This is a genomic window from Clostridium sp. AN503 (genome assembly GCF_040719375.1).
GTDB lineage: Bacteria > Bacillota > Clostridia > Lachnospirales > Lachnospiraceae > Brotaphodocola.
This window is the reverse complement of the sequence record NZ_JBFDTP010000002.1, coordinates 69,755-95,812: the sequence shown is the minus strand read 5'-3', so window position 1 is coordinate 95,812 and position 26,058 is coordinate 69,755. Positions and strand designations below refer to the sequence as shown.

20 protein-coding genes are annotated in these 26,058 nt (G+C 53.9%); all 20 read right to left on the bottom strand.

Annotation, left to right across the window (positions count from 1 at the left end; genetic code table 11):
- Window positions 1–134 precede the first annotated feature (134 nt).
- On the bottom strand, window positions 135–866 hold the full coding sequence (locus AB1I67_RS07595; protein WP_367029266.1) for a response regulator: 732 nt from the start codon (window positions 864–866) through the stop codon (window positions 135–137).
- Window positions 847–2,307 (bottom strand): histidine kinase, encoded by a 1,461-nt coding sequence (locus AB1I67_RS07590; RefSeq protein WP_367029265.1) that lies wholly within the window; start codon window positions 2,305–2,307, stop codon window positions 847–849. The genes AB1I67_RS07595 and AB1I67_RS07590 overlap by 20 nt, the downstream gene beginning before the upstream one ends.
- Before the next feature lie 28 nt (window positions 2,308–2,335).
- Complete coding sequence (mfd, locus tag AB1I67_RS07585; protein WP_367029264.1) at window positions 2,336–5,869, bottom strand: transcription-repair coupling factor; 3,534 nt, start codon at window positions 5,867–5,869, stop codon at window positions 2,336–2,338.
- A gap of 106 nt (window positions 5,870–5,975) precedes the next feature.
- A complete protein-coding gene (gene pth / locus AB1I67_RS07580) occupies window positions 5,976–6,554 on the bottom strand; it encodes an aminoacyl-tRNA hydrolase (RefSeq protein ID WP_367029263.1) in 579 nt (192 codons plus the stop codon).
- A gap of 259 nt (window positions 6,555–6,813) precedes the next feature.
- The gene (locus AB1I67_RS07575; protein ID WP_367029262.1) at window positions 6,814–8,214 is read right to left on the bottom strand and encodes an MATE family efflux transporter; all 1,401 of its coding nucleotides are present in this window, start codon (window positions 8,212–8,214) and stop codon (window positions 6,814–6,816) included.
- 158 nt (window positions 8,215–8,372) lie between these two features.
- On the bottom strand, window positions 8,373–9,572 hold the full coding sequence (locus AB1I67_RS07570; RefSeq protein WP_367029260.1) for a mandelate racemase/muconate lactonizing enzyme family protein: 1,200 nt from the start codon (window positions 9,570–9,572) through the stop codon (window positions 8,373–8,375).
- Between the two features lie 5 nt (window positions 9,573–9,577).
- A complete protein-coding gene (locus AB1I67_RS07565) occupies window positions 9,578–10,645 on the bottom strand; it encodes an ethanolamine utilization protein EutH (RefSeq protein WP_367029259.1) in 1,068 nt (355 codons plus the stop codon).
- Window positions 10,646–10,711: 66 nt separating this feature from the next.
- Window positions 10,712–11,755 (bottom strand): S-methyl-5-thioribose-1-phosphate isomerase, encoded by a 1,044-nt coding sequence (locus AB1I67_RS07560; RefSeq protein ID WP_367029258.1) that lies wholly within the window; start codon window positions 11,753–11,755, stop codon window positions 10,712–10,714.
- A 33-nt stretch (window positions 11,756–11,788) separates the two neighbouring features.
- On the bottom strand, window positions 11,789–12,946 hold the full coding sequence (locus tag AB1I67_RS07555; protein ID WP_367029257.1) for an iron-containing alcohol dehydrogenase: 1,158 nt from the start codon (window positions 12,944–12,946) through the stop codon (window positions 11,789–11,791).
- 22 nt (window positions 12,947–12,968) lie between these two features.
- Window positions 12,969–13,607 (bottom strand): class II aldolase/adducin family protein, encoded by a 639-nt coding sequence (locus AB1I67_RS07550; protein WP_367029256.1) that lies wholly within the window; start codon window positions 13,605–13,607, stop codon window positions 12,969–12,971.
- Window positions 13,604–14,896 (bottom strand): S-methyl-5-thioribose kinase, encoded by a 1,293-nt coding sequence (gene mtnK / locus AB1I67_RS07545; protein WP_367029254.1) that lies wholly within the window; start codon window positions 14,894–14,896, stop codon window positions 13,604–13,606. The genes AB1I67_RS07550 and mtnK overlap by 4 nt, the downstream gene beginning before the upstream one ends.
- A 21-nt stretch (window positions 14,897–14,917) precedes the next feature.
- Window positions 14,918–15,904: an ABC transporter permease gene (locus AB1I67_RS07540; RefSeq protein WP_367029253.1), complete on the bottom strand. Its 987-nt coding sequence runs from the start codon at window positions 15,902–15,904 to the stop codon at window positions 14,918–14,920.
- A gap of 2 nt (window positions 15,905–15,906) precedes the next feature.
- Complete coding sequence (locus AB1I67_RS07535; RefSeq protein ID WP_367029252.1) at window positions 15,907–17,427, bottom strand: sugar ABC transporter ATP-binding protein; 1,521 nt, start codon at window positions 17,425–17,427, stop codon at window positions 15,907–15,909.
- Window positions 17,428–17,518: 91 nt separating this feature from the next.
- Window positions 17,519–18,742 carry a substrate-binding domain-containing protein gene (locus AB1I67_RS07530; protein WP_367029250.1) on the bottom strand — a complete coding sequence of 408 codons (1,224 nt, stop codon included), beginning with the start codon at window positions 18,740–18,742 and terminating at the stop codon, window positions 17,519–17,521.
- A gap of 322 nt (window positions 18,743–19,064) precedes the next feature.
- Window positions 19,065–19,838 carry a DeoR/GlpR family DNA-binding transcription regulator gene (locus tag AB1I67_RS07525; RefSeq protein WP_367029249.1) on the bottom strand — a complete coding sequence of 258 codons (774 nt, stop codon included), beginning with the start codon at window positions 19,836–19,838 and terminating at the stop codon, window positions 19,065–19,067.
- Between the two features lie 231 nt (window positions 19,839–20,069).
- Window positions 20,070–21,029, bottom strand: coding sequence for an oligopeptide/dipeptide ABC transporter ATP-binding protein (locus tag AB1I67_RS07520; protein WP_367029247.1), 960 nt, complete (start codon window positions 21,027–21,029; stop codon window positions 20,070–20,072).
- Entirely contained in the window at window positions 21,026–22,036 is a 1,011-nt protein-coding gene (locus AB1I67_RS07515; RefSeq protein ID WP_367029245.1) for an ABC transporter ATP-binding protein, read from the bottom strand. Before AB1I67_RS07515 ends, AB1I67_RS07520 begins: the two co-directional genes overlap by 4 nt.
- Before the next feature lie 4 nt (window positions 22,037–22,040).
- Window positions 22,041–22,994 carry an ABC transporter permease gene (locus AB1I67_RS07510; protein WP_367029244.1) on the bottom strand — a complete coding sequence of 318 codons (954 nt, stop codon included), beginning with the start codon at window positions 22,992–22,994 and terminating at the stop codon, window positions 22,041–22,043.
- Window positions 22,995–22,997: 3 nt separating this feature from the next.
- Complete coding sequence (locus AB1I67_RS07505) at window positions 22,998–23,933, bottom strand: ABC transporter permease (protein ID WP_367029243.1); 936 nt, start codon at window positions 23,931–23,933, stop codon at window positions 22,998–23,000.
- Between the two features lie 159 nt (window positions 23,934–24,092).
- Window positions 24,093–25,916 carry a peptide ABC transporter substrate-binding protein gene (locus tag AB1I67_RS07500; RefSeq protein WP_367029241.1) on the bottom strand — a complete coding sequence of 608 codons (1,824 nt, stop codon included), beginning with the start codon at window positions 25,914–25,916 and terminating at the stop codon, window positions 24,093–24,095.
- Window positions 25,917–26,058 lie beyond the last annotated feature (142 nt).

Genomic DNA, 26,058 nt, shown 5'->3' with positions numbered 1-26,058 from the left:
GTACGTGCCACGGAAAAAATCGACCCATCTTATGACAGAATCGACATTTTTCACATTTTTTTAACATTACAGGGTCTTTTTTAATGGATTTTACACAGATATCCGTGCAACAAAAACAGGAGGCCGGCAGCTACTCAGCCACCAGCCTCCTGTTTCCCCTGACTCTCCCTGTATCTTACCGGAGAAAGCCCTGTCGCCTGTTTAAAAGATTTTGCAAAATAAGCAGGATCACCAAATCCTGTCTTTTCCGCCACCTCCCCGGGATTCATCCCACAGGATAAAAGCTCTTTCGCCCTGGAGATCCGCACCTCCCTCAGATAACCCATGACCGTAGTGCCGCTCTCCTCGCGGAACAGCCTGCCCAGATAAGATTTTTCCAGACACACCACATCCGCCGCATCCTGAAGCGTAAGGTTTTCCTCGTAGTGGGTTTCCAGATATTTTTTGATCTTCCGGATCGTACCCGCCCTGCCATACAGCATGGCCTCCTCTTTTTCCTTCTCCGTCTGCAGCCCGCGGCTCACCGACTCATGAAAAGACTCCACAGAATAAGGCTTTACCAGATAATCCAGCGCCTGGTTCAAAAGAGAGCCTCTTAAATGCTCATAGTCAGAGTAGGCGGACACCATGATGATCCGGATCTCCGGCAGCTCTCTCCGTATTCTTCCGGCGGCAGAGATGCCATCCAGCAGCGGCAGATTGATGTCCATCAGGATCAGATCCGGTCTCTCCCTGACCGCTGTCTCCACTGCCCGTTCGCCATTATCCGCCGTCAGCACCTGCCCCACCTGGGGAAAGCCTTCTTGGATCAAATGGACCATGGCTTTGCGCTCCAAAACCTCATCCTCAACGATCAGGACCTTCATCTGCCCCTCCTTTCTGCGGGATGAGCAGCGTGACACTGCTGTAGACCCCCGGCTCACTTTCAATCTCCATGGCTGCATTGCCATCCCCATACATCAGCTCAAGACGTTTTCTGATATTGTTTAAACCAATGCCGCCCTCATCCTTATCCAGGCTCATTTCCGGATCAAAGCCGATCCCGTCATCCATAACACAGACTGATACCTGCTCCCCTTCCCATGTGACGGAAATATGGATATGCAGGTTCTCCTTATTTCCAAAACCATGCTTAAAACAATTTTCCACGATCGGCTGGATCGTCATGGTGGGGATCCGTATCTGTTCTTCCTCCAGTTCATTATGTATTTCCACCTTCACCGCATCCCCGAACCTGCATTTCTGCAGGAACAGATACTGGGACACAATCTCCAGTTCCTCATCCAGGCCTGTCATAAGCTCCCTGTGATACAGGGAATAGCGAAGGATCCTGCCGGTAGCCTCCACCATCTGCATTACCGTCTTGGAATCCCCCACAAGCGCCGTCACTCCGATCAGATTCAGAGAATTAAATAAAAAATGCGGGTTCACCTGCGCCCTCAGTGCAGACATCTGGGCAGAGATCAGCATCGCCTGCTGTTTTTCATTGATCAGCCGCTCCTCACCCAGCTGTTTTTCCAGCCTTGCCTGGTTCTTGATCTCCCGCACATAATTGCGGATCTCCTGCTTCATCCTGTTGGCGGTACGGGAGATCAGCGTAAATTCCCGGTACTGGGAGTCCTCCAGATCCGGCGTATCCCACTCCCTGGCCGCAAGCCGGTCAAAATACCCCGTCATGCTGTCCATGGCCCGCTTTGTCACGATGGAAAAACGTGTCAGCACCACTCCCATCATCACCGCCATCACAGCAAACACCGCCGCCATAAAAAACATCCGCCGGGACAACCTGTGGGAAACATTTTCATAGGCGTTGCTGGCAGACACCATGTCGCTCTGGGCCATCTCCATGGCTTGCTGCTGGTGCCTGTTTAAACCATTCACTACATAGATGTACACATCGTAGTGGATCCGCTCCCCTTCCATTGCTTCCCGGATCTGTTGCTGCTGGTAAAGGTTAAAGCTTTCAATCCGCCGGATATCGTTGAGCGTTGGCTGGACATCCTGGCAGTAGGCCTGGAATGTCTGCAGGTCTTCTGCCAGCTGTCCGCAGGATTTTAGGTAAGCCTCATATCCCGCTTCCGACCAGTTCCGACCAAATTCAATAAACTCCTGTTCCATATCATATAGATCCGCCAGGATTTCGCTGCAGGCCGCCGTACGGTTTAAGAACTGCACCTGCTGACGGCTCTGTACCGTCACCCCATATACCATTGTTCCGATCACCACCATCGCCATCACCAGGATGGCCGCCCCCAGTGATGAAAAAAACGCCATGATCCCCGGCTGCCGCCTGAGAGTTTTACTCATTTGCCCTATCCTCTGTTTCTGCTTTCCATCACTTCTCCGCCAGCGCCCCAATTCCGTCCAAAAGCTCCTTGGCCTTATCCATCATTGCCGCGCAGTCCTTGTTCTTATTCTTCTTATCCACATAGAGGAAATACGGCTGGTCCGCCATCTGGAACTTGAGCGCCCCATTCTGCCGGCCGATAAGCTCCGGAATGCCGGTGGTATCCAGCTTTGCCTTCTGGAACATGATGAGGCGCACCTCCTGGCGGTTTACCTTCACTTCCGTCACATAAGCCCGGTGGGCCAATGCCTTCAGCGCCGCAACCACCAGGAGATTCTCCACCGGCTTCGGAATGTCTCCGAAACGGTCCAGAAGCTCATCCTGCATATCCATGTACTCTTCTTCATTTTCAATGCCGGAGATCCGTTTGTAGATATCCAGCTTCTGGTACTCGTTTTTGATATACGTCGCCGGAATGTACGCGTCAATATCGCACTCCACGACCGTCTCAAACTCATCTTCCTCGCTGCGCTGCCCGCGGAGCGCTTTCACCGCCTGATTGAGCAGCTTGCAGTAGAGGTCGTATCCCACCGCCTCCATATGGCCGTGCTGCTCTGCCCCCAGCACATTCCCGGCCCCGCGGATCTCAAGATCCCGCATGGCGATCTTGATGCCGGAACCAAGCTCTGTGAATTCCCGGATCGCCTGAAGGCGTTTTTCCGCCTCCTCTTTCAAAAGCTTATCCCGCTTGTACATCAGAAATGCATAAGAGGTCCTGCTGGAACGACCCACGCGCCCACGCAGCTGATAGAGCTGGGACAGCCCCATCCGGTCCGCATCATGGATGATCATGGTATTGGCGTTGGGAATGTCCAACCCCGTCTCAATGATCGTGGTGGACACCAGCACATCAATGTCCCCGGCTATAAAATCAAACATGATCTTCTCCAGACGGTGCTCCGGCATCTGCCCATGCGCAAAAACCACCGATGCATCCGGCACCAGCTCCTGCACATGGGCGGCTATCTCATCAATGTCCTTGACACGGTTGTATACATAATACACCTGTCCGCCCCGCGCCATTTCCCGGTTGATGGCTTCGCGGACCATCTCGTCATTGTACTCCATCACATAAGTCTGGATCGGCACCCGGTCCACCGGCGGTTCCTCTAAAACGCTCATGTCCCGGATCCCCACCAGGCTCATGTGCAGCGTCCTGGGGATCGGCGTCGCCGTCAGAGTCAGCACATCCACATTTTCCTTGAGTTTCTTGATTTTCTCCTTGTGAGCCACCCCAAACCGCTGCTCCTCATCGATGATCAAAAGTCCCAGGTCCTTGAACTTCACATCCTTTGATAAAACCCGGTGAGTACCGATCACAATATCCACCCACCCCTTCTGGAGATCTTCGACCGTCTTTTTGATCTCCGACGGTGTGCGGAACCTGGACATCAAGTCCACCCGAACCGGAAAGTCCTTCATTCTCTGCAGGAACGTATTGTAATGCTGCTGGGCCAGGATCGTGGTCGGCACTAAGTATACCACCTGCTTGCCCTCCTGGATCGCTTTGAATGCCGCCCGCAGGGCGATCTCCGTTTTCCCATAGCCCACGTCCCCGCAGATCAGACGATCCATGATCCTCCGGCTCTCCATGTCCTTCTTGGTGGCATCGATCGCGTCCATCTGGTCGTCCGTCTCTTCGTAAGGGAACAGCTCCTCAAATTCTTTCTGCCACACGGTATCTGAACCATACTGATAGCCATTTACCTCCTGCCTGGCTGCATACAGTTCCACCAGATCTTTGGCGATCTCCTTGACCGCGCTCTTGACCCTGGTCTTAGTCCGGTTCCACTGTTCACCGCCCAGCTTGTTGAGCTTGGGGGCTTTTGCGTCTGCCCCCGCGTATTTCTGGATCCCGTCAAGACGGGTGGCGGGCAGATACAGGTTGCCGCCGTCGGCGTATTCTATCTTCAGATAATCCTTGACGATCTTATCCCGCTCGATCTTTTCGATCCCCCGGTAGACGCCCAGGCCATGGTCCTCATGCACCACGTAATCGCCCACTGAAAGCTCGGTAAAGCTCTGGATCTTCTTGCCCTCGTAGGTAGTCTTTTTCCGTTTCCTCTTTTTCTTCTCCGTGCCGAACATGTCGCCTTCGGTGATCACCACGAATTTGATCTGGGGATATTCAAAGCCCCGGTGGAGGTTTCCGTAAGTGACCAGGATCTCCCCCGGCTGCACCTGCCGTTCCTCCGTATCCGGGCAGAATGCACGCAGGTCGTATTCCCGCAGATCCCCCGCCAGACGGCTCGCCCTGGTACGGGACCCGGACAGCAGGATAACCCTGTAATTCTCCTTCTTCCAGCGCTGCAGATCCTTGATCAGCATTTCAAAGCTGTTCTGATAGGAGCTTACATTCTTTACGCTGATACTGTATTTCTTCTCCACGGTCATCCCCGGAAGCTTTTGTTCCAGGCCGGTTAAATACACCGTATTGCTGCGCTGCGCCCGGGCAAGCACCTCTTTTACCGGATAAAGCAGGCCCGTCTGTCCCGGCAGCAGATACCCCTTCTCCAGACGATGGGCCATACTCTCCCGAAACTCCAGTTCCACCGCCTCGCCTTTTTCCTTAAGGCGGGCCGGCTCATCCAGAAACACCATGCTGGCCCCAGGATCAAAATAATCCAGAAAGGAAACGGTCTCATTGCTGAAATAGGACAGCCATGCATCCAGTCCATGCTGCTTTAAGCCCTCCTCGATCCCTTCTGTAAGCTCCCGCACAATTCCGGATATGCGGTGTGCCTCCTCGGTCTGCATTGCATCCCGCAGTTTCTTTTCATGGGCCTTTCCTTCTTTCCGGATACGCTCTGTACCTTTTAAAAGCTGCTCTCCCGTCAGAACGATCTCCGTCGCCGGGTAGATGTCGATGCTGTCCAGCTGCTCGATGGAACGCTGGCTCTCCAGGTCGAAGGTCCGTATAGAATCCACCTCCGTATCCCACAGCTCGATCCGCACCGGCTGTTCCTCCGTAAGCGGATAAATATCCAGAATCCCGCCGCGCACCGAGAACTGCCCCATGCCGTCCACCTGCCCGGTCCGCTCATAGCCAAGACCTGCCAGCCGCGTTTTCCACGCCTCCAGATCCAGTTCCTGTCCTGTCTCCAGATGCAAAGTTTGTCCCCGCATCTGAGCAAGCGGAAGCAGATGGTCCATCAGCCCGTCTAAGGTGGTCACCACCACGCCGGTCTCATCCTCCATCAGATGGCGCAGCACCTGGATCCGCCGTCTTGTGAGCAGGTTCCCGTGGATGTCCGCGCTGTAGAACAAAAGATCCTTGGCCGGGTACAGCCACACATCCTGCCGGAAACATCCAAAATCATCATAGATTTCCTTTGCCCGCGCCTCGTCGTAAGTCACCACCAGCTTCCACGGCACCTCATCTGCAGTCTCCTGCATCAGATGGACCTTCTGGGAATCCATGCAGCCGCTGACCTGCACCGGACCTCTGCCCTTCTTTAAATCGCTGTTTAAGTCCTCATATTCAATTAATTCTATCAATGGATTGGCAAATACCTTACTCATCCTGCACTCCTGTCATGTTGCGGTCATCCCCGCACTGTCTCTGGTCCCGTGTCCCGTCCCGTGTCCCGTCCAGCGTACTGTCTGTCGTACTGTCTGTCGTACTGTCTCATTCTTCGATCCGCTTTTTTGCATTATAATGGTTCATAGCCCGCTCAGCTCCGTCCGTCATCATCATGACGGCAGCGTCCGCCGCTTCTTTAAAGGCATCATCCATCTGCGCCTGCTCTCCCCTGGAAAAACGGCTGAGAACATAGTCCGCCAGATCCATCCTCGGCGGCTTCGCTCCGACCCCTACCTTGATCCGGGGAAATTCCTGGGTTCCAAGCTGGGCAATGATATTTTTAATCCCATTGTGTCCCCCTGCGCTGCCTTTCAACCGGATCCGGAGCTGGCCCGGCTCCAGGCTGATGTCATCATAGATCACGATGATCTCCTCCGGCGGGATCTTATAATAATCCACCGCCGCCCGAAGGCTCTCCCCGCTTAAATTCATGAAGGTCTGCGGCTTCACAAGGAGCACCTTCTGCCCCTCTATCACGCCCTTCCCACAGTACGCCCGGTGCTTCCGTTCGCTGACATCGATACCATACTTGTCCGCCAGCACATCAATCACCGAAAAACCTACATTGTGCCTTGTTTTATCATATTCCTTTGTGGGGTTTCCAAGTCCTGCAATCAGATACATAATTTATTCTCCCTGCTCTCTCGCCATTTATGCTGCCAGTTTTCTGCCTGCTCGTGCAACGCACCAAAAGCGCTAATTTTCTTCCCATGGGGGGGTGAAAATTAACGCTGCGTGGTTTTATTCTAGCAGGTTGGAGAGGAAATGTAAAGGGCCGAGATCTTCGCAGCCAAACCTAAAAATATTTTGACCCAAAAATTCGCGACAGCAAATATTTCCCAACTAAACATTTGCCATCGCGAACAATTCACAATTCCACTTTTCACTTTTCTTCCCCGCCCCCAACCGTCTCCCGCCCCGCAAACAGCTTCCTCAGCCTGTTAATACAATGCTTAAACGCCGGAATCAAAAAACAGTCTGCGAATATCCACGCCAACGGCGAGGCCAGACACACTGCCGTATACCCAAACAGCGGGATCCCGATAAACCCGGCCAGCGCCCGCGCCACCATCTCGCAGACTCCCGCCAGGATCGCAAATCCCGAATACCCCAGCCCCTGGATCGCGAACCGCCACACATTCACAAACACCAGCGGTACAAAGAACAGGGAGTTCAAGATCAAAAACTGGTGCGCCTGGGCGATCACCTGTACCTGGTCCGCATCCACAAACAGCAGCGGAATATAACCGCCGAAGAAAAACAGCACCGCAAACGCAGCCACAGAATAAACCGAGCCGATGACCGTCGCCGCCTTTACGCCGCTCTCAATGCGGTCCAGTTTCCCGGCTCCTACGTTCTGCCCCACATAGGTCGCCATGGTCCCGCCCAGCGCGTCAAAGACGCAGCAGAAGAACATGGTGATCTTCTGACCTGCCGTCACAGACGCCACCGCCACGGAACCAAGGGTATTGACCGCAGTCTGGAGAATCACAGAACCGATCGCCGTGATGGAATACTGCAGCCCCATGGGAATCCCCATATTGCACAGGTTCAGGCAGATATGCCCGTCCAGCTCCATCTCCCCCTTCTCAAAACGAAGGATCGTAAACTTCTTTTTCATGTAAACCACGCACAGGACCCCGGACGCCGCCTGGGAGATCACAGTGGCAACAGCCGGTCCCGCCACGCCCATGCCAAGATACCGGATGGTCACATAGTCCAGCACAATATTCACCAGTGAAGACAGGATCAGGAAATACACCGGCGTCTTGGAGTCCCCCAGCGCGCGGATGATACTGGCGGTTATATTGTAAAGATAGGTGACCGGAATGCCCAAAAAGATAATAAAAATATACTTATAAGCGCCCTCTATGATATTCTCCGGAGTCTTCATCCACACCAGGATATTCCCGGTCAGCGCTCCGATCACCACCGTCATCACTGCGGCAAACACGATCGTCAGCCACATGGCGTTCGCCACGTACTTCCTCATGCTCTTATGATCCCGCGCCCCGAACCGCTGCGCCACCGGGATCGCAAAGCCCGCGCATACCCCGATAACAAATCCGTTTACCATGAAATTGATGGCCCCGGTGGAACCGACCGCCGCCAGCGCATCCACGCCGAGGAACTTCCCGACGATGATCGTATCCACCATACTGTAAAACTGCTGGAACAGGGTTCCCAAAAGCATGGGGATGGCAAACCCAAGGATCAGCGTCACCGGATTCCCCTCCGTCATATCCCGGATCGGGGAACTGCCTTTCTTCTGTGATATTTCCATACGTCTCCTATATCTACTATGTAAAATACGTTCTCACTCAAAAGCTACAAATCAGTATTTTACTATAGGAGCGCTCCTGTCTGCAATCCGCAAATTCACGAAAATAACGGCGCTTTCAAGCAACTTTTTGCCGTATATATGAACGCGCCTTCTCCCGTTCACTTCACCGTAACCACCTCGCTGCCCGCGATCGCCTCCTCGGTCAGCTCCTGCCCGATCCCCGGACGGTCCGGGACCTCAAAATACCCATCCACTGCCTGATAATCATACTTGCAAAGATCGATATTATCCTGGATCAACGCACTGGCGTGCAGCTCATGGATCACAAAATTCGGGATGACCGCCTCAAGCTGCAGAGCTGCCGCCGCAGAGATCGGGCCGCCGCAGCAGTGCACCTGGACCCCGATATCGTACACATGGGCCATGTCGCAGATCTTTTTCCCCTCCGTGATCCCTCCGGTGTTGCACAGATCCGGCTGGATGATCCCAATCGAGTGATCTTCAAAAAACGGCCTGTAACCCCACCTGGTATACACCCGCTCCCCTGTTGCCACCGGGATCTTTACTTTTGCGCTGATCTCCTTAAACAGGGCCGGATTGAGCGGCTGGGTCGGCTCCTCATAGTAGAAGCAGTTAAGCCGTTCCAACTCCCTGCCCAACTGGACGGACGTGTTGGCATCCGTCAGCGCATGCAGTTCAATGATGATATCCAGATCCGGCCCCGCTTCCCGCATGGCCTCCACCCGCTTCACCGCCATTTCGAGCTGCTCCCGCTTAAGGATCCCTCTGCTGCTCCATCCCATCCAGTTGCCATCCTTGTCAAATCCGATCGGATCTACCTTCACTGCGGTAAAACCATCCGCCATGGCTTTTCTTGCCGCCTCCGCGTACTCCTCCGGCTTTGATAAGGCCCTGCTGATCTTTCCCCAGTCAAACTGGAGCTGGCTCGCATAAGCCCGCAGCTTCTTATTGGTCCTGCCGCCCAACAGCTGATATACCGGCGCCTGGAACGCCTTGCCCCTAATATCCCACAGGGCAATATCGATCCCGCTGATCCCCGCCATGATGACGCCGCCGTTTCCCATCCCCCAAAAGGTCAGACGGTGCAGGCGGTCCCAGATCTCCTCGCTGTTAAGCGGGTCCAGGCCGATGATGCACTTTGCGAAATCCACCCCCATGCCAAACCCGGCGTTCTGGGCGTTGCCGTAGGCTACCCCGATCTCGCCGTAACCGCTGATCCCCTCGTCCGTATTGATCCTCACACAGACCGGATGCCAGGGCACGCCGCCCACAGCGATCTCCGCATTCCTGGAAGGCTCCCTAAATGTCTTTATAATATCCACACTCGTTATTTTCATATGTTTTATCCCTCTCCTTCTCCTGCCCGCTCCATCAGGCAGGCAATCACAACCGCCGCCAGGCCGCTGACCACCTTGGCTGTAAGGACCGGCGCCACCATCTCCGGCGAGACCGCCTTCGTGTACGCCAGATGGGCCGTAAACAGCGCGATCGCGTTGGTGCACCAGGCCGCCGAGATAACGATCCCCCTGCGGTCCATTTCTTTTACCATGGTAAACACGGAGATCACATTGACGCAGGCCACAGGAAGCGACGCCACGGACACCGCATTGACTGAAAGCTTCTCCCCCAGCCGGGCCAGGGGCTTTTTAAAGAACCGTACAAACAGCGCCGCCAGAGGAATGCTTCCCAACTGGACGATCCCCATCCCCGCCACGATCCCCATGGCGTATTCCAATGTTTCCATCCCCGGGATCAACCGGTATCCGGTCAGGCTTGTAAAAGCCCCCACTCCAAGCCCAAAGACCGATACCGCGCGGATGCCCCTTGCCGCTGCCAGGAAACCGCTCACCAGCCGGGCAGGGCAAAATACAAATCCCGCGATCAGCACCGCCGTCACCAGGATGGTCGGAATGCTGTTCCACAGGATTTTCACCAGGGGAAGCCCCATCATGATCCCGCCAACGGCTGATCCAACCGGAATGGGAATCATCCCGATCATGATCCCTTTGGTAAAAGATTCCTTCCTGTCTTCCTGTACCATTCCCAGCCCCACCGGGATTGTGTACACCAGCGCCGCCCCCAGCATGGAGGACACGACCAGTCCGGAAAACAGCCCCATCCGGCTGTCGTCAGCCAGCTCCATAGCCAGCGGATAACCGCCCATGTTGTTTGCCAAAAGGCTCCCGAACATAGCCGGGTCCATGCCCAGCAGATGATAAAGCGGTACCACCGCCGGTCTCAGCAGATTGCCCAGGACCGGGGCGATGCAGATAATCCCCGCGATCCCCAGAGCCGCGGCTCCCAGGCAGAGAAACCCCTCCTCGAATTTTTCCCCAAGACCCAGACGGTTCCCGCGGATACAGTCAAAGGCTCCTGCGAGAGCCCCCACCGCGATCATAAAGGTCAGCATCTGCCCCTCCCTCTTCTATCCGTAACTGTCCAGCGCACCCACATTCCGTCCCCTCACAGCTACGATTCAAGATTCAAAATACGCACCAAGGTTATACGGTGAAAAGATCCCCTTGTCCGTCACCACGCCGTTGCACAGTTTGGGCGGCGTCACATCAAAGGCCGGGTAAAATCCCTTCACTCCGTCCTTCGTCACCTTCGTCCCCATGGCGTCCATGACCAGCTCCGGGTCCCTCAGCTCAATCTTCACCGAGCTCATGTCCGGATGCGCCCTGTTGGGGGTTCCGGTCGCATAGTAGGGGATACCCCAGTACTGGGCAGCCAGGGCGATCTGGAACGTGCCAACCTTATTGACGATATGACCGTCCACCGTGATCACATCCGCCGCCGAAGTGAACACGTCCACTTTTTTCTCCCGCATCACATAGGCCGGCATATTGTCCGTGATTACAGTCACATCAAAGCCCATGTCATAAGCCACGCTGGCGGTCAGCCTTGCCCCCTGGAAATACGGCCGGGTCTCCGGGCAGATCACCTTGATCTCATTATTCTGCTTCCTGCACTCATTGAGAAGCGTCCCGATGACTGTCTCCGCAAAGCACTGGGTCATGATGGTGCCGCCCCTGGGGATCTTATCCGCAAGGTATTTCCCAATGGACTGAAACCGCGTATAGTTGCCGTTGATATAGGAAAATGCATAGTCCGCCAGGGCATCCACCAGCGCCTGTCCTGCCCTGCCCGCCTGCACTTCCTCCCGCACCACGTTCATGGATCCTTCCGTCACCCGCTTCATTTTCTCAACCGTGGTGGGCCTGGCATGAGAAAGGGTATACGCCGCCTGCTCCATATAGGCCAGAAGCTCCGCCTCCGCCATATCCTTTGCCTCATAGGCCGCCAGCGCCATGCCCATGGCTGCCGCGGTGTATGGCCCTCCACTCTGGGTCACCATGTCCGCGATGGCCTTCGCCACCTCCTCATGTCTGCGGCAGACCACATACTCCACCCGCACCGGGTAGATCCTGCGGTCCAGGATCCGGACAGCCCCGTCCTCGTACCATGCTACATTTTCATATTTCAGAAGGAAACCCATTCCCTCATCTGCTCTGACCATTCTTTTACCTCCGTTTCCATGTATTGTTCACGCCTACATCAAAGAAGCAAACAGCTCCTCAATCTGCTCCTTCGTCGGCTGCACCGGATTATTCCCCAGGCTTCCGTCACACAGGGACTTCTCCGCCAGCAGGGAAATATCCTCCCCTTTCACATTCAGCTCAGACAGGCGGCGTTTCGTCCCGATCCGGTCTGACATGGCCTCGATCTGCCCGATCAGGTACTCTGCCTTCTCCTGATCTGTCTTGCCGTGCACCGCCAACGGAAAAAGCATCTCCCCGATCTGCGCGTATTTTCTCCTGGCCTCTCCGTCACTTAAGTTGAACCGGCATACCGCAGGCAGAAGGACCGCGTTGCACAGACCATGGGGCAGGTCGTAGACGGCGCTGAGCTGATGGGACATGGAATGTACCAGACCGCAGCCCGCGTTTCCGAAGGCCAGGCCCGCAAGATACTGTCCTGCCGCCATCCCCTCACGGCTCTCCTCATCCGGGCAGAGGGCCGCTTTTTCCAGATTTTGAAAGATCAGACGGATCGCACCCAGAGCCAGCTCCGAGGTGATCACAAACCCGTTGACCGAAACATAAGCCTCCACAGCATGGGTCAGGGCGTCCATCCCGGTTCCCGCCGTCAGGCCTTTTGGCAGCCCCATCATCAGCTGATGATCGTCCACAGCGACCGCCGGGATCACATACTGGTCCCTGGAGCCGAACTTCTCCCCTGTCTCCTCGTTGACGATCACGTAAGCCCTCGTGGTCTCGCTGGCAGTGCCCGCCGTGGTGTTCACCGCGATCAACGGAAGGGCCGGCACCCTGCTCTGGTCCAGCCCGCGGTAATCCAGGATGCTGCCCCCGTTCGCCGCCAGGATCGTGACCGCCTTCGCACAGTCATGGGCCGACCCACCTCCGATCGATACCACAAAATCACAGGCCTCCTCCTTCAGGATCGCCAGGCCGCTGTCCACATTTTTCACGGTCGGGTTAGGCTTCACGCCGTCATAAAGGCAATAGCAGATTCCACTCTGATCCAACACGTCCGATACCTGTTTCACGATTCCCAGCTCCACCAGCGACCGGTCCGTCACGATCAGCGCCTTTTTATAACCCCTTTTATTTATCTCATCCCCAAGTCCGATCAAGCTTCCATAACCAAACAAACTGCACTTGGGTGCAAAAAAACGATTGATCCCCATCTTTCTCCTCCTTCTCCATCCACTACCCTTTATTCCTGTTCAGCATGATCTGTACAAATTCCTCCGGCACCTCGTAAGTCTCCCCGTTGGAAAGGGCAAGGGAATAGATCTTTGCCGCATCCTCCACGTAAACTGCCCGGATATGGGCCTGTTCCAGAGTCGTTCCCACAGCCAGCACCCCGTGGTTTGCCATCAGGCAGGCGTTTCTCCCCGCAAGGGCTTTCACCGCTTCCTCCCCCACGGATTCCGTCCCCGGAAGGGCAAATTCCGCCACCGGGACGCTGCCGCCCAAAAACGGCACCATTTCAATCAGGATCACCGGGATCTCCTGCTTGTTGACCGCAAAGGAAGTGGCATAGGGGGAATGGGTGTGCAGGATCGCGCTGACCTCCTCCTTTTCCTGGTAGATCACTGCGTGCATCCGCCATTCGGAAGACGGACGGTTCGTTCCCTCGACCACCTCTCCGTCCAGCTTCATAAGCACCAGGTCATCCTTTTCCATTGTCTCATAGGGGACTGAGCTGGGCGTGATAAGCATCAGCCCGCTCTCCCGGTCGTAGATGCTCAAGTTCCCGCTTGTCCCCGCAAACAGAGCCTGCCCATAAGCCCGGCGGCTCATTTCCAGCAGCTGCTCTCTTCTGTCTCCCCACTGTGTTGTCATGATCTTGCCCTCTCTTTCTCCTCCAGTCCCTCCCGGACCGCTCTCAGCGTATCAATATAATCCCGTCCGCGGCGGTAAGATGTGTTCCTCTCCATAATAAACCGTTTCGCCGCAAGCACACAGATCCGCTCCGCGTATGCCTTCTGCGCGGCGTCCGCGATCCCATCGATATCCTTCACCTTCGCACTGCCCACGATCCGCCGGTTCAGCTCCAGGCCCGCCACGCCTGCTGTATCTGACAGTACACCGTCCACGAACCACTCCGCAAAACCTTCTGTCTGCGCCATCACATCCGTGGCCTGCTCCTTTAAGATCTTCACGGATTTTTCAGCAAACCGGTCCACCACCGCCTCGATGGTGTTTTCCAGCCAGCCCTGAAAATCCTCCCGCACCTCTTCCGGCTCCATAGTCGGTTCCATGGTCGGTCCCATAGCAGGTTCCTTTGCCGGATGAGCGGCCGCCTCCGCACTTGCCCAGGCGAATATCAGGTTGGCAATGACATTCCCCACATCATATCCAGCCGGCCCGTAGAACGCAAACTCCGGGTCAAGGACCTTTGTGGCCCCCTCTTTTACAAAAATGGAACCGGTATGCAGATCCCCGTGGATCAGCGACTGTGCATTTGCCTTAAATCCATCCTTCAGCTTTGCAGCCTCCAGGCGCAGAGCCTCATCTCTATACAGCTCCGTCTCAAAGAACTCCCGGTTGTCCGGGTTCAGGCGGTTCTTCCCGTGGCAGTCCGTATAAGGATCCGTATAGACCAGATCCTCCGTGATCTTGCAGAGGGCCGGATTGATAAAGTTCTTTACCTGCCCTTTCTTCTCGTCCGGATCCATGACATGATCCGTGGTCATCATCAGGGTCCGCGCCATGAAGGTGGAAATATCCTCCGCAAACGTGGGGTAGACATGATGTGCGATCATCTCATACCGCATATTTTTATAATCTTTCAAATCCTCCATCACCAGGCAGCACATGACCGGATCGTATAAGTAAACCTCCGGCACCAGACCTGGCGCCAGTTCCCCCTCAAGCTTCAGGATCTCCGCCTCGATCCGGTTGTGGTCTGTATCTGCCAGGCTTTGGGACGAGCGGATGCGGATATCTGCATGTTTGATGATGATGGATTTTTCTCCGTCCTCCTCCTGCACACGGAACACGTAATTGATATTGCCGTCCCCGATCTCTTTGCAGGACAACGCGGCATTCCTGTCAAAAAAGCCTTTTTCCACGGCATACTCCATGGCGTCAGCTTCCTGCATTTTAAAATGCTGATCAAATTTACCCATTTGCTCTCCTTTCTACGCTCCTTAGTCTTCCTTCGTCGAATAATAAGCCGACGCCAGTGCGATCGCCAGAACCAGCCCCTTGATCGCATTCAGGGAATAGTACGGGACCGACATCATGACCAGGCCGTTGTCCAGAACCCCTACCAGAGCCGCGCCGATCAGGGTGCCTACCGCATTGGGCTTCCCCTGCCCGGCAAAGGAACGGCCGATAAATACAGCCGAAAGGGCCGGCATACTGAAAGAGGATGCGCCGTTGATCTGGGCGGACTGGTTTCTTGCCGCCACCAGGATTCCCGCCAGGGCCACGAAGGTTCCCGCCATCAGGCCCGCAATGATCCGGTACTTGTTCACCGGAATGCCGGAGAGCTTTGCCGCGATCTTGTTGCCGCCCACCGCATAGATATATCTTCCGTACTTGGTGTAATTGAGAAATACATGGACAAATGCCACAGCCACCAGCATAATGATAATGATCGTGGGCGAGGTTCCCATCTTTTTTAACACATCCGGCACGATCCCCAGGGACGGCGTCCCGTCCGGTTTCGGCATACCGGCGCTGATAGCGCCGCCGCCTGAGTAAGTAAGGCTTAAACCATCCAGAAAGAACATCATGGCACAGGTCGCCAGAAGATCCGGGATCTTGCATTTTACGATCAGGAACATGGAACCAAGGGTGATCACCAGCGTTCCCGCGATCGTGATCAGGATGGACAGCCAGACGTTCACGTTGTGCCAGATGAGAAAGCTCATCATGATAAAGCTGGACATGGTGGCTGTGGAGCCTGCAGACAGATCAAAGCCGCCCACCGCCAGGGTCATGGTCAGTCCCATAGCCATGACCGTCGTCACTGCGATGGAACGGAAGATCGTGGTAAAGTTATCGCTGGTCGCAAAGGTGTTCGGCATCCTCACCGAGAAAAACGCAAACAAAAATATCACCGTTATGACTGCCGCCCAGTCCCGGATGATCTTTCCCACACTCAGATTGTTCTTTATTTTTGCACCCACTGTTATTTTCCTCCTGTCGAATAGTACATGATTTCATCTTCCGATGTGTTTTTTGTCTCAAGCTCCGCCATGATCCGGCCCCCATACATCACGTAGGTGCGGTCTGTGATCGCCAGGATCTCCGAGTTCTCCGATGTAACATAGAGCACGCATTTCCCAGCCTTTGCGATCGTTGTGATCAGCTCATAAATGTCCTGTTTTGCCCCCACGTCCACGCCCTTGGTTGGCTCATCAAAAATGTAGATCTCACAGTCGGCAGCCAGCCATTTTCCCACTGCCACCTTCTGCTGATTGCCGCCCGACAGATACCGAACCATCTGGAATTCCGACGGTGTCTTGATCCCCAGTGACTGTATATACTTTCTGGCATTTTCCACTTCTTCTTTTTTCTTTACAAATCCGCCCGCCGTACAGAAGGAAGAAAGGGTCGCCGCAGACAGATTGAAAAATACAGGCTCATCCACCAATACTCCTTCTTTTCTCCGCTCCTCCGGCACCAGCCCGATCTTTGCGCGCACCGCATCTGTGGGGGACTTGATGTTCAGCTCCTTCCCATGCAGAAAGACCTGCCCGCTTTTTTTGCGGCTGTCACCAAATAAAAGCTTGCACAGCTCTGTCTTGCCGGCTCCCACCAGTCCGCTGACTCCCACGATCTCCCCAGAACGCACTGTCAGGGACACATCGTTTACCATGCCGTCCTCATCCTGCAGGTGCTTTGCCTCAAATGCCACCTCTCCCAATTTTACATCCGCCTTTGGGAAGTCCTCCTGGAAGCTCCGGCCCAGCATCTTATCCACGATCATCTTGCTGGTCAAGTCTTTCGTGACCTCAAGCTGGCCGACCATCTGGCCGTTCCGCATCACGTCGATCTTATCGCAGATCTCCAGCACCTCCTGAAGCCGGTGGGAGATAAAGATCACCGCAATATTCTCAGCCTCCATCAAATTCCTGACGATCCGGAACAGTTCCTTTGTCTCGCTGACGCTTAAAGGCGCCGTCGGCTCGTCCAGGATCAGGAAATTGCATTTTTCCCGGACTGCCCTGGCGATCAGCACCATCTGCTTTTCCGCCAGAGAAAGCTGCCGCACCATCTTATTCTCGTCCACATTGATGTGTAAGCGCTCCAGGGTCTCCTTTGCTTCTTTTCTCAGTCCCTTCCAGTTGACAAATGGATTTTTCATGCCCCGGATAAGCTTGTTCATCATGACATTTTCCGCTACGGTCTGGTCCGGGAACAATGCCATGTCCACCTCCTGGTACACGATCTCGATCCCCAGTTCCTTTGCCGCCTGCGGAGTCCGGACCTCCACCGGTTCCCCCTTATACCGGATGTCTCCTGTATAACCGGGATTGACGCCCGCCAGCACCTTCATCAGCGTGGATTTTCCCGCGCCATTGGCGCCCACAACCGCCCGGATCTCCCCGGTCTCTATGGTAAAATTCACATCCGACAATGCTTTGACCCCCGGAAACTCGATCGAGACTCCTCTTACTTCCAGTTTGATTCGTTCTGTATTCTGCATATCATCCCACCTTTTCTCCATTTGCGATAAAAGTGACCCCTTCCGGCCACTTTTATCACAAACAATCTGTCATGTTATCATCGGCAGTATTTTATTTCTTGTCGATATACGGCTCCATCCACTCTGCAATGTGGTCATTGTTCACGCCGTACCCTTCGATCGAATCCTTTAAGTTCAGCACGTTGGAATCCGCTTTTAAGTCCTCTGCAAGCACCAGAGAAGGCGTTAAGTTATACACATCCTCCGTCTCATCCCCGTTCAGCTTCATAGCCAGGATACGGATTCCCTGTTCGCCGATCGTCGAGAAATCCACCGTGGAACAGGCGCGCCATACGTTGTTGCCGTCCAGCATGTAGTTGATGTCCTGGTTGGAGATATCCACGGACACAACCGGGATATCCTTACGGTTTGCCTCCATGAGCGCCACATATGCGCCTCTTGTATAGGCGTCGTAGCAGCCCCAGATCGCATCTACCGTCCCCTCCGGATATTTCGGCAGCGCGGAAGCAACCACCTGCGCCATGCTGGCTTCCCCATTGGCTGTGTCGATCGGCCCTAAGGTCTCAAGAGTCTCGATCAGGCCTTCCTGCTCATATTTCAGATAAGTCTCCTGACGGCGGTCAAAAGGTGATACGCCGGGGCCTCTCCATATCTTCAAGATCTTGACCGGTTCTTTAGCAGCGACCTTTTCCGGATAGATCGTGTTGCAGATATAATCCAGCAGAAGGTCCGCCATCATCTGGTCATTCTGGAACATCTGGGTCACGCCCGGCACGGTCACGCTGTTCCGGTTGGCGTCTGTGAGCTGTGTATCAAAGCAGACGACCTTGATCCCTTTTTCCTGCAGCATCGTGACCAGGTCATAAGCGGTCTCCTGGTTCCCATGGGAGAGGAACATCGCATCATATCCCTGCCCCGCACAGGTATTAACAAAGTCCTGAAACTTAACATTGTCCGTATCAGTAAAATACACATCCACCGTCATCCCCAGGGCTTCTGCCGTTTCCTTTGCAGACGAGACTGCCATCTGGAAAATATCAGAGGACGCCACGTTCAATATGTAAGCGATCCGGTATCCCTTCTTTACAAATTCCTCACCGCTTAAAGGCGCCCCCGCTGCCTCGCCGCTTCCCCCTGCTGCGCTTGAAGCATCTGCCGTATCTGTTATGCCTGTTGTGTCCGACGCTGCTGTTCCCGCTGATGTAGCTGCCGGCGCCGCTGTGTTCCCCGCGGCAGACCCCGAACTGCCGCTGCCACATGCCGTCAGGGACACGATCATCGATGCTGCCAATACCGCTGACAAAATTTTCCTCATGAAACTTACCTCCTCTTAATTGTTGTTTTTGGTTGCTGAGTGCATGGTTTTTGGTTTCTTGTTGTTTTTCTGTTGCTTTTGTTCTTGTTTTTAGTTGTTTGTTGCCGTTTCTTGATGTATGATTGGATTATAGCACAGTGCTTTGTTGATTTCAATAGATTTTTTGTTGATTTTTAAGTTTTTTTATTGATTTCTGACACATTCGGGCGTAATTTCCATATTATTCCAAATAAGTAGTCAAAAAAGTGCCTGACAACCAGAATTTATTTCCTGGTTGTCAGGCACTTTTACCAATTTGCTTGCTGGTCAGCTTAAAGCTGCGCTACTTCTCATCTTCCAGACATTCTATAAAACGGATCTCCTGTTCCTCCAAAAAGCGGGGCCAGGTATCCTCAAGCTTCTTATCTGTTATGAGCACATGAACATTATCATAGCCGCACGTCTGCACGAACGCCGACCTTCCCAGCTTCGTAGAATCGATCAAAAGACAGTTAAAATCAGAACTGTCTATGATATTCCGTCGCATATCTGCGACCATTTCCTCCGCATCTCCAAGTCCTCTGCGGATATCCAGAGTCCGGCAGGACAGGAATGCTTTGTCAAAGGAGTGGCGCTTCAAATACTGTACCGCCTCCAGGCCAAAAAAAGCCTGGTTCTTGGCATCAAAATTGCCGCCCGGTATCACCAGCTTGATATTCGGCTGTTCCGACATGCGGTTCATCACGGCCAGGGAATTGGTCATAACCGTCAGCGGCATCCCTGCCAGTTCATCACACATCTCATAAACCGTTGTAGAGTGGTCTAAAAAGATACAGTCATTGGGGTGCACCAGCTTGGCAGCCTCCTTCGCCATCCGCCGTTTCGCCTCGATCAGGATCCCGGACTTTAGCTTCTGGGATACGGTCATGTTCTTGCGGACTGCCAGCGTCGCCCCTCCATAGGATTTGATCAGAAATCCCTCTGCTGCCAGAGCCTCAAAATCCCGCCGTATCGTCTCTGTACTGACATCAAAATTCTGTGCCACCTCCGCTACCGTAACACTTTTTTTCTGAAGCAGTATCATCTTAATCTGTTCTCTCCGCTCCGCTGAAATCAAATCTTTTCCCCCCGCCCGATTATTTTAAGCAATTGGTTTTTTGTTGTTTTCCCTTATAATTCAACATTATATCACATTTTTCCGATTAAGGCAACCGCCGCTCCCTGAGTTTCCTCCCACAGCGGCGGATAGTCATAAAGCGCCCGATCCCTTAAATGCAGAAAACCGGAGGAATCTGCTCTCATTTCCCGCAGATTCCTCCGGTTCTATCCGGTCATACACCGCTCCTGCCTATTCCACCAAATGGCAAGCCACAAAATGCCCCGGCTTCACCTCTTTAAGCTCCGGCACGCTTTCATGGCACTTGCCACAGACACGCGGACACCGGCTGGAGAATGCGCAGCCCTTCGGCTTGTTGATCGGGCTTGGCACATCGCCGTCGATGATCTGGCGCTGCTTTTGGGCCTCTTTGGCCGGGTCCGGGATCGGCACCGCGGACAAGAGCGCCTGGGAGTAAGGATGGAGCGTGTCCATATAAAGCTCATGGCTGTCTGCCAGCTCCACCACACTGCCAAGGTACATAACAGCAATACGGTCTGAAATATATTTGACGATATTTAAGTCATGGGCAATGAACAGGTAAGTCAGGCTCATCCTCTTCTGAAGCTCGTGCAGCAGGTTGATGATCTGTGCCTGGATCGACACATCCAGCGCGGAGATCGGCTCGTCGCAGACGATGAACTCCGGCTCGATCGCCAGGGCGCGGGCGATACCGATCCTCTGGCGCTGTCCGCCTGAGAACTCATGAGGGAACCGTCCCGCATGTTCCCGGTTCAGTCCCACGATATCCAGGAAACGCTCCACCCGCTCCTTGCGCTTGGCGGCATCGTACATATTGTGGATGACCATGCCCTCCTCAATGATCGAACCAACCGTCATACGCGGGTCCAGGGACGCATAAGGGTCCTGGAATACGATCTGGGCCTTTTTCGTGAACTCAAACCGCTCACGCTTATTGTTCAGATTCAGTTCCTTCCCATCATAGATCAGCTTCCCTTTGGTCGGGGGATAGATCCCCATCATGGTACGTCCCAAGGTGGATTTTCCACAGCCGGACTCGCCTACCAGACCCAGGGTCTCACCGCGGCGGATCGTTAAGTTTACGTTATCTACAGCACGCAGGGTACGCCCACCGCTCACTTTAAAGTATTTGCACAGGCCTTCTGCCTGTACCAGGATCTCATCTGTCACTGGTGTTCCCCCCTTTCCTCTGCTGTCGGGCAGTCAGGATGCAGCAGCCAGCAGCTTGCCGTATGTCCTTCGCCCACAGTAAATTCCGGCGGTTCCTGCTCATGACAGATCTTCATGCAGTGGGAACACCGCGCCGCAAAGCCGCAGCCCTTCGGCGGGCTTAACAGATCCGGCGGCGTGCCGGGAATCGATGTCAACGGTTCCGCCTTTGTGGTATCCACAGAAGGCAGGCTCTTCAAAAGCGCAAGCGCATACGGATGCACGCCCCGGTAGAAGATATCCTCGCAGGACCCGGTCTCTACCACCTTGCCTGCGTACATAACTGCTACCCGGTCGGCCGATCCCGCCACCACGCCCAAATCATGGGTGATCAGGATGATAGCCGTATTGATCTTCTCTTTCAGCTCGATCAGGATATCCATGATCTGAGCCTGGATCGTCACATCCAGGGCTGTAGTCGGCTCATCCGCGATCAGAAGCTTCGGATTGCAGCTTAAGGCCATGGCGATCATGGCACGCTGGCGCATACCACCGGAAAACTCATGGGGATACTGCCTGGCCCGTTCTTCCGGGTTCGGGATATTTACCTGTTTTAAACATCTTACAGCTTCTTCAAATGCCTCTTTTTTCGACAGATGCTTGTGGAGCTTGATGGCCTCCACGATCTGTTTGCCCACCTGGGTGGTGGGGTTCATGCAGGTCATCGGGTCCTGGAAGATCATCGCCACTTCCTTGCCGCGGATCGACTGCATCTCTTTTTCACTGGCTGCCACGATGTCATGCTCCCCTAAACGGATGGAGCCCTCCTTAATCCTTGCCGGAGGCATCGGGTTCAGCTTCATAATGGTCTGTGCCGTTACGGACTTGCCGCAGCCCGACTCGCCTACGATGGCAAGCACTTCGCCCTCATCCACATGGAGCGTGACGCCGCGGACTGCCTGTACCTCGCCTGCATAGGTATCGAAGGATACATGCAGGTTTTCCATATCTAGTACTCTATTTCCCATCTTGCTACCTCCTCAGTTTCGGGTCAAACGCATCCCGCAGACCGTCGCCAAACATATTGAAGGCGAGCATGGTCACACTGATGCAGACAGCCGGTATAATAAGCTGCGACGGATAGATCCGGAAGTTCTCGATGCCTGCCTGGGCAAGAGAGCCCCAGGAACACATCGGCAGCTTCACGCCAAGTCCCAAATAGCTTAAATAAGCCTCCGAGAAAATAGCAGCCGGGATCGAAAGAGTGATCCGGACGATAACCACAGAAAGGGTGTTGGGCAGCAGATGCCTTGCGATAATGCGGGAGGCATTGGCTCCCAGCGCTTCCGCGGCTGTGACAAACTCCTGCTCCTTTAAGGCGATCACCTGTCCTCTGACCAGCCGCGCCATGGGAATCCATCCCACCAGCGAATAGGCTATGATGATCGTCACCATACCCGGCGGCAGGATCATCATCAACAGGATGACTATGATCAGATACGGGATCCCGTTGATGATCTCCAGGATACGCATCATGATAATATCCGTAGTGCCGCCGAAGTAACCGGACACACCGCCATAGATCACGCCAAGGAAAAAGTCAATGATCGCACTGGCGATCGCAATGGTCAGGGATACCCTTCCGCCCATCCACACTCTGGTGAAGATGTCGCGGCCCAGGGTGTCCGTACCAAAAATATGCATATGGCCGGCGCCCGCGCTGCCCGCTTCCGTACACAAGGTCATCATCGCCGCATTGGTGTGGGAATAATGCTGTTCCCGGTAATCAAAGGGACAGAGCATCGGGGCCACTGTAGAGGCTACGATCATGATCACGATCGCCACCGCACAGACAAGCGCTACCTTATTCTGGCGCAGACGGCGCATGGCGTCCTGCATGAAGGTCACGCTCGGGCGGGTAATGGCCTCCCGCTTGCTGGCATCCTCGCCCACATAAGAGAAACTGTCTTTCGTTATATGTTCCATACTCTATTCCTCCAGTTTCACGCGCGGATCGATAAAGCCGTACAGCAGATCCACGATCAATGTGCATAAAATAAGCAGTGAACCGTAGAACACCGTCGTCCCTGAGATCATCGTGTAATCTAAGTCCTTGATGCTGGTTACAAAATACTTTCCAAGTCCCGGAATATTAAAAATACTCTCAATAACAAAGGTACCGGTCAGAACGGAAGCCACGGTCGGTCCCAGGATCGTGATGACCGGCATGATCGCATTCCGCATGGTATGCTTCCAGATGATCATCTTCTGGGAGAGTCCCTTGGCCTTCGCCGTCTTAATATAATCCTGGCTTAAAACATCCAGCATGCTGGTACGCATCAGCCTGGATACGGTGGCAAGGGAACCAAGCCCCAGCGCAAAGGACGGCAGGATAGTCTGCACGAACCTGCCCCAGCCCTGGATCGGGAACAGTGTAAAGCCCAGAAGCTTGTTGAGCCGCAGGGCCAGGAAATACTGAAACAGCGCGCCCAGGATAAAGCTCGGCACAGAAACGCCTACCATAGCGATGAACATGGAAAAGGAATCCCAAACAGTCCCTCTCTTGATCGCAGCGATAGTTCCCAGGAGAACACCGATAATAGTCGCAAATAAAAGCGCCCGGAGACCCAGATCCGCAGACACTTTGAACGCTTCAGAAACAATCTCATTAACAGAACGGTTATAAACAATGGAAGTGCCCAGGTCACCCCGGATACAGTTCCCTAAATACATAAAATATTGTACGATCACCGGCTTGTCCAGACCATATTTGGCCTGCATGTTGGCAAGCGCCGCGCCCGTTACGGCCTTATCGCCCAAAAACGGATCACCAGGCAACATGCGCATCATAAAAAAGGTGAGTGATATCAAAGCAAATAATGTCAGGATCGCGTATGCAATCCTTTTTAATGTATAACGCAGCACGCAGAAACCTCCTTCGTGAATATTTCCCCCGTAAAAAAGCGATGTCATCGCCCTGTCGAATAACGCGCAATGCGGCTGAATAGCCTCAGCCGCATTGCCCGATTCCATCACAGGCCTGTAACGGCCCGCCCGCTTTTCATACTTGATCAATATGTAATCTTATTTCGCCAGTTTGGTATAGATCATGTTGTCTTTCTGGAATGCTTTTTTCACGTAGCCGCTTTCCAGCTTCTCACTTGCCACATAGTCCTCATGGCGCCAGTAGATCGGGATGATCGGTAAATCTTCTTTAATCATGAACTCACACTGCACAAAGATCTTCTCACGTGCAACCGGATCGGTCTCTACCTTGGTAGAATCGATGAGCGCATCGTACTCCGGATTCGCATAGCCGGTGTGGTTGTTGCCGTTGGTGCTGTACATCAGCTCCAGATCGGTCATCGGATCGTTGTAGTCCGGGCCCCAGCCGCCGATACAGAAGTCAAATTCCTTCGCGTTACGGCGTGCGCGCCACTCGGTAATGGTCAGAACTTCAATATCCATCTCAATGCCAAGGTTCTGGCGAAGCTGCTCCTGAACAACCTGTGATAACAGCTCGTTCTGGGTGCCTTCACTGGTCATCAGGCTGATCTTGATCTGGCTGGGATCGCTGTAGCCTAAGTCTTCCAGCGCCTTTGCAAGATATTCCTTCGCCTTGTCCGGATTAGCAGTATCAGAATACAGGCCCTGGCCGCCGTTCTCAGCTACCACCGCGTCAGAGAAAGTATCTGTCTCTACACCGCTGATACCAAGGGCAAAGCTCTTCGGAACTTCATTGTCATTCTTAAATACAGTATCGATAAGCTGCTGACGGTTCAGCGCCTCATCCACTGCATGGCGCAGGTTCGCACTTCTGAAATCAGAAGTATCCTGTGTGTTCACCCATGCGTAGAAGCTGTAGCCGCCTACATAAGAGCTCACGTCAAAGCCTTCAGCCTCAAGAGCTGCACGCTCCTCGCCGGTAACCTCGGTCACATCCAGCTCGCCGCCTAAGAATGCATTGTAACGGGCGTTGAAGTCAGTGTATTTTACGAAGTTGATCTTCTGAAGCTCAACATTAGCCGCATCACGCCACAGTTCGTTCTTCTCAACCGTAACGCTGTTCTCGATCACCCAGTTGCTCATATAGAACGGGCCGTTGTAAACTGCGGTGTCAGGAGAGGTGCCATACTTGTCCGCGCCAACCTGCTCATAGAACGGCTGGTAGATCGGGCTCATAACCTCAAACTTCATATACTGCAGGAAATACGGAAGGAAGGTCTCCAGCTCGATCTCCAGGGTATAATCGTCAACTGCCTTAAAGCCTACCTGATCCAGGGTAACCTCCTCGGTAGATACGCCGGACTTGTAGTCATAATATGCCTGTGCATTCTTAAATACAGTTGCAAACTGGTAGTACTCTGCTGCATTTTCAGGATTTAACAGCTCGCTCCATGCAAAGATGAAGTCGTTTGCAGTTACATTGCCTACCTCTTTGCCGGTGTGGTCTACCCACTTGGCATCCTTGCGCAGGTGGAAGGTCCACTTCATGCCGTCCTCAGAGGACTCCCAGGACTCAGCCGCCGCCGGAGTCACGTTGTTGTTCGCATCCAGCTTAACAAGCGCATCCCAGCAATGACGTGCGATCGTGTTCTCATCCGCATAAGTCATCAGGGTGGTGTTTAACACAGACATAGTCTGGATCCACACATTGATCGCTCCCGGCTCTGAAGTACCCATATACATGCCTTTTCCTGCATTCGGGTTCACCATGCCGGCTGCCGCTGCGGCACCGCCCTCAGCATTTCCGCCTTCTGCTGTGTTTCCGCCTTCCGCACTGCTTCCGCCTTCAGCTGCCGCAGTCGTTGCTGCCGTTGTGGTCTGAGCAGCGCCACCGCCGCCGCATCCTGCGAGGGACGCAGCCATAACACATGCCAGTGTCAGAGCTATAAATCGTTTTCTCATACAAATTCCTCCTCTTTTCTTTCTGCTACCATCTCTTTGCTGTAACTTGTACCGGCAATAAAAATATGGTATATTGTTATATGGTAACATAATTAAGCCGATTTTGGCAATAACAAGTTGAAAATTATCTACATTTTTTGCT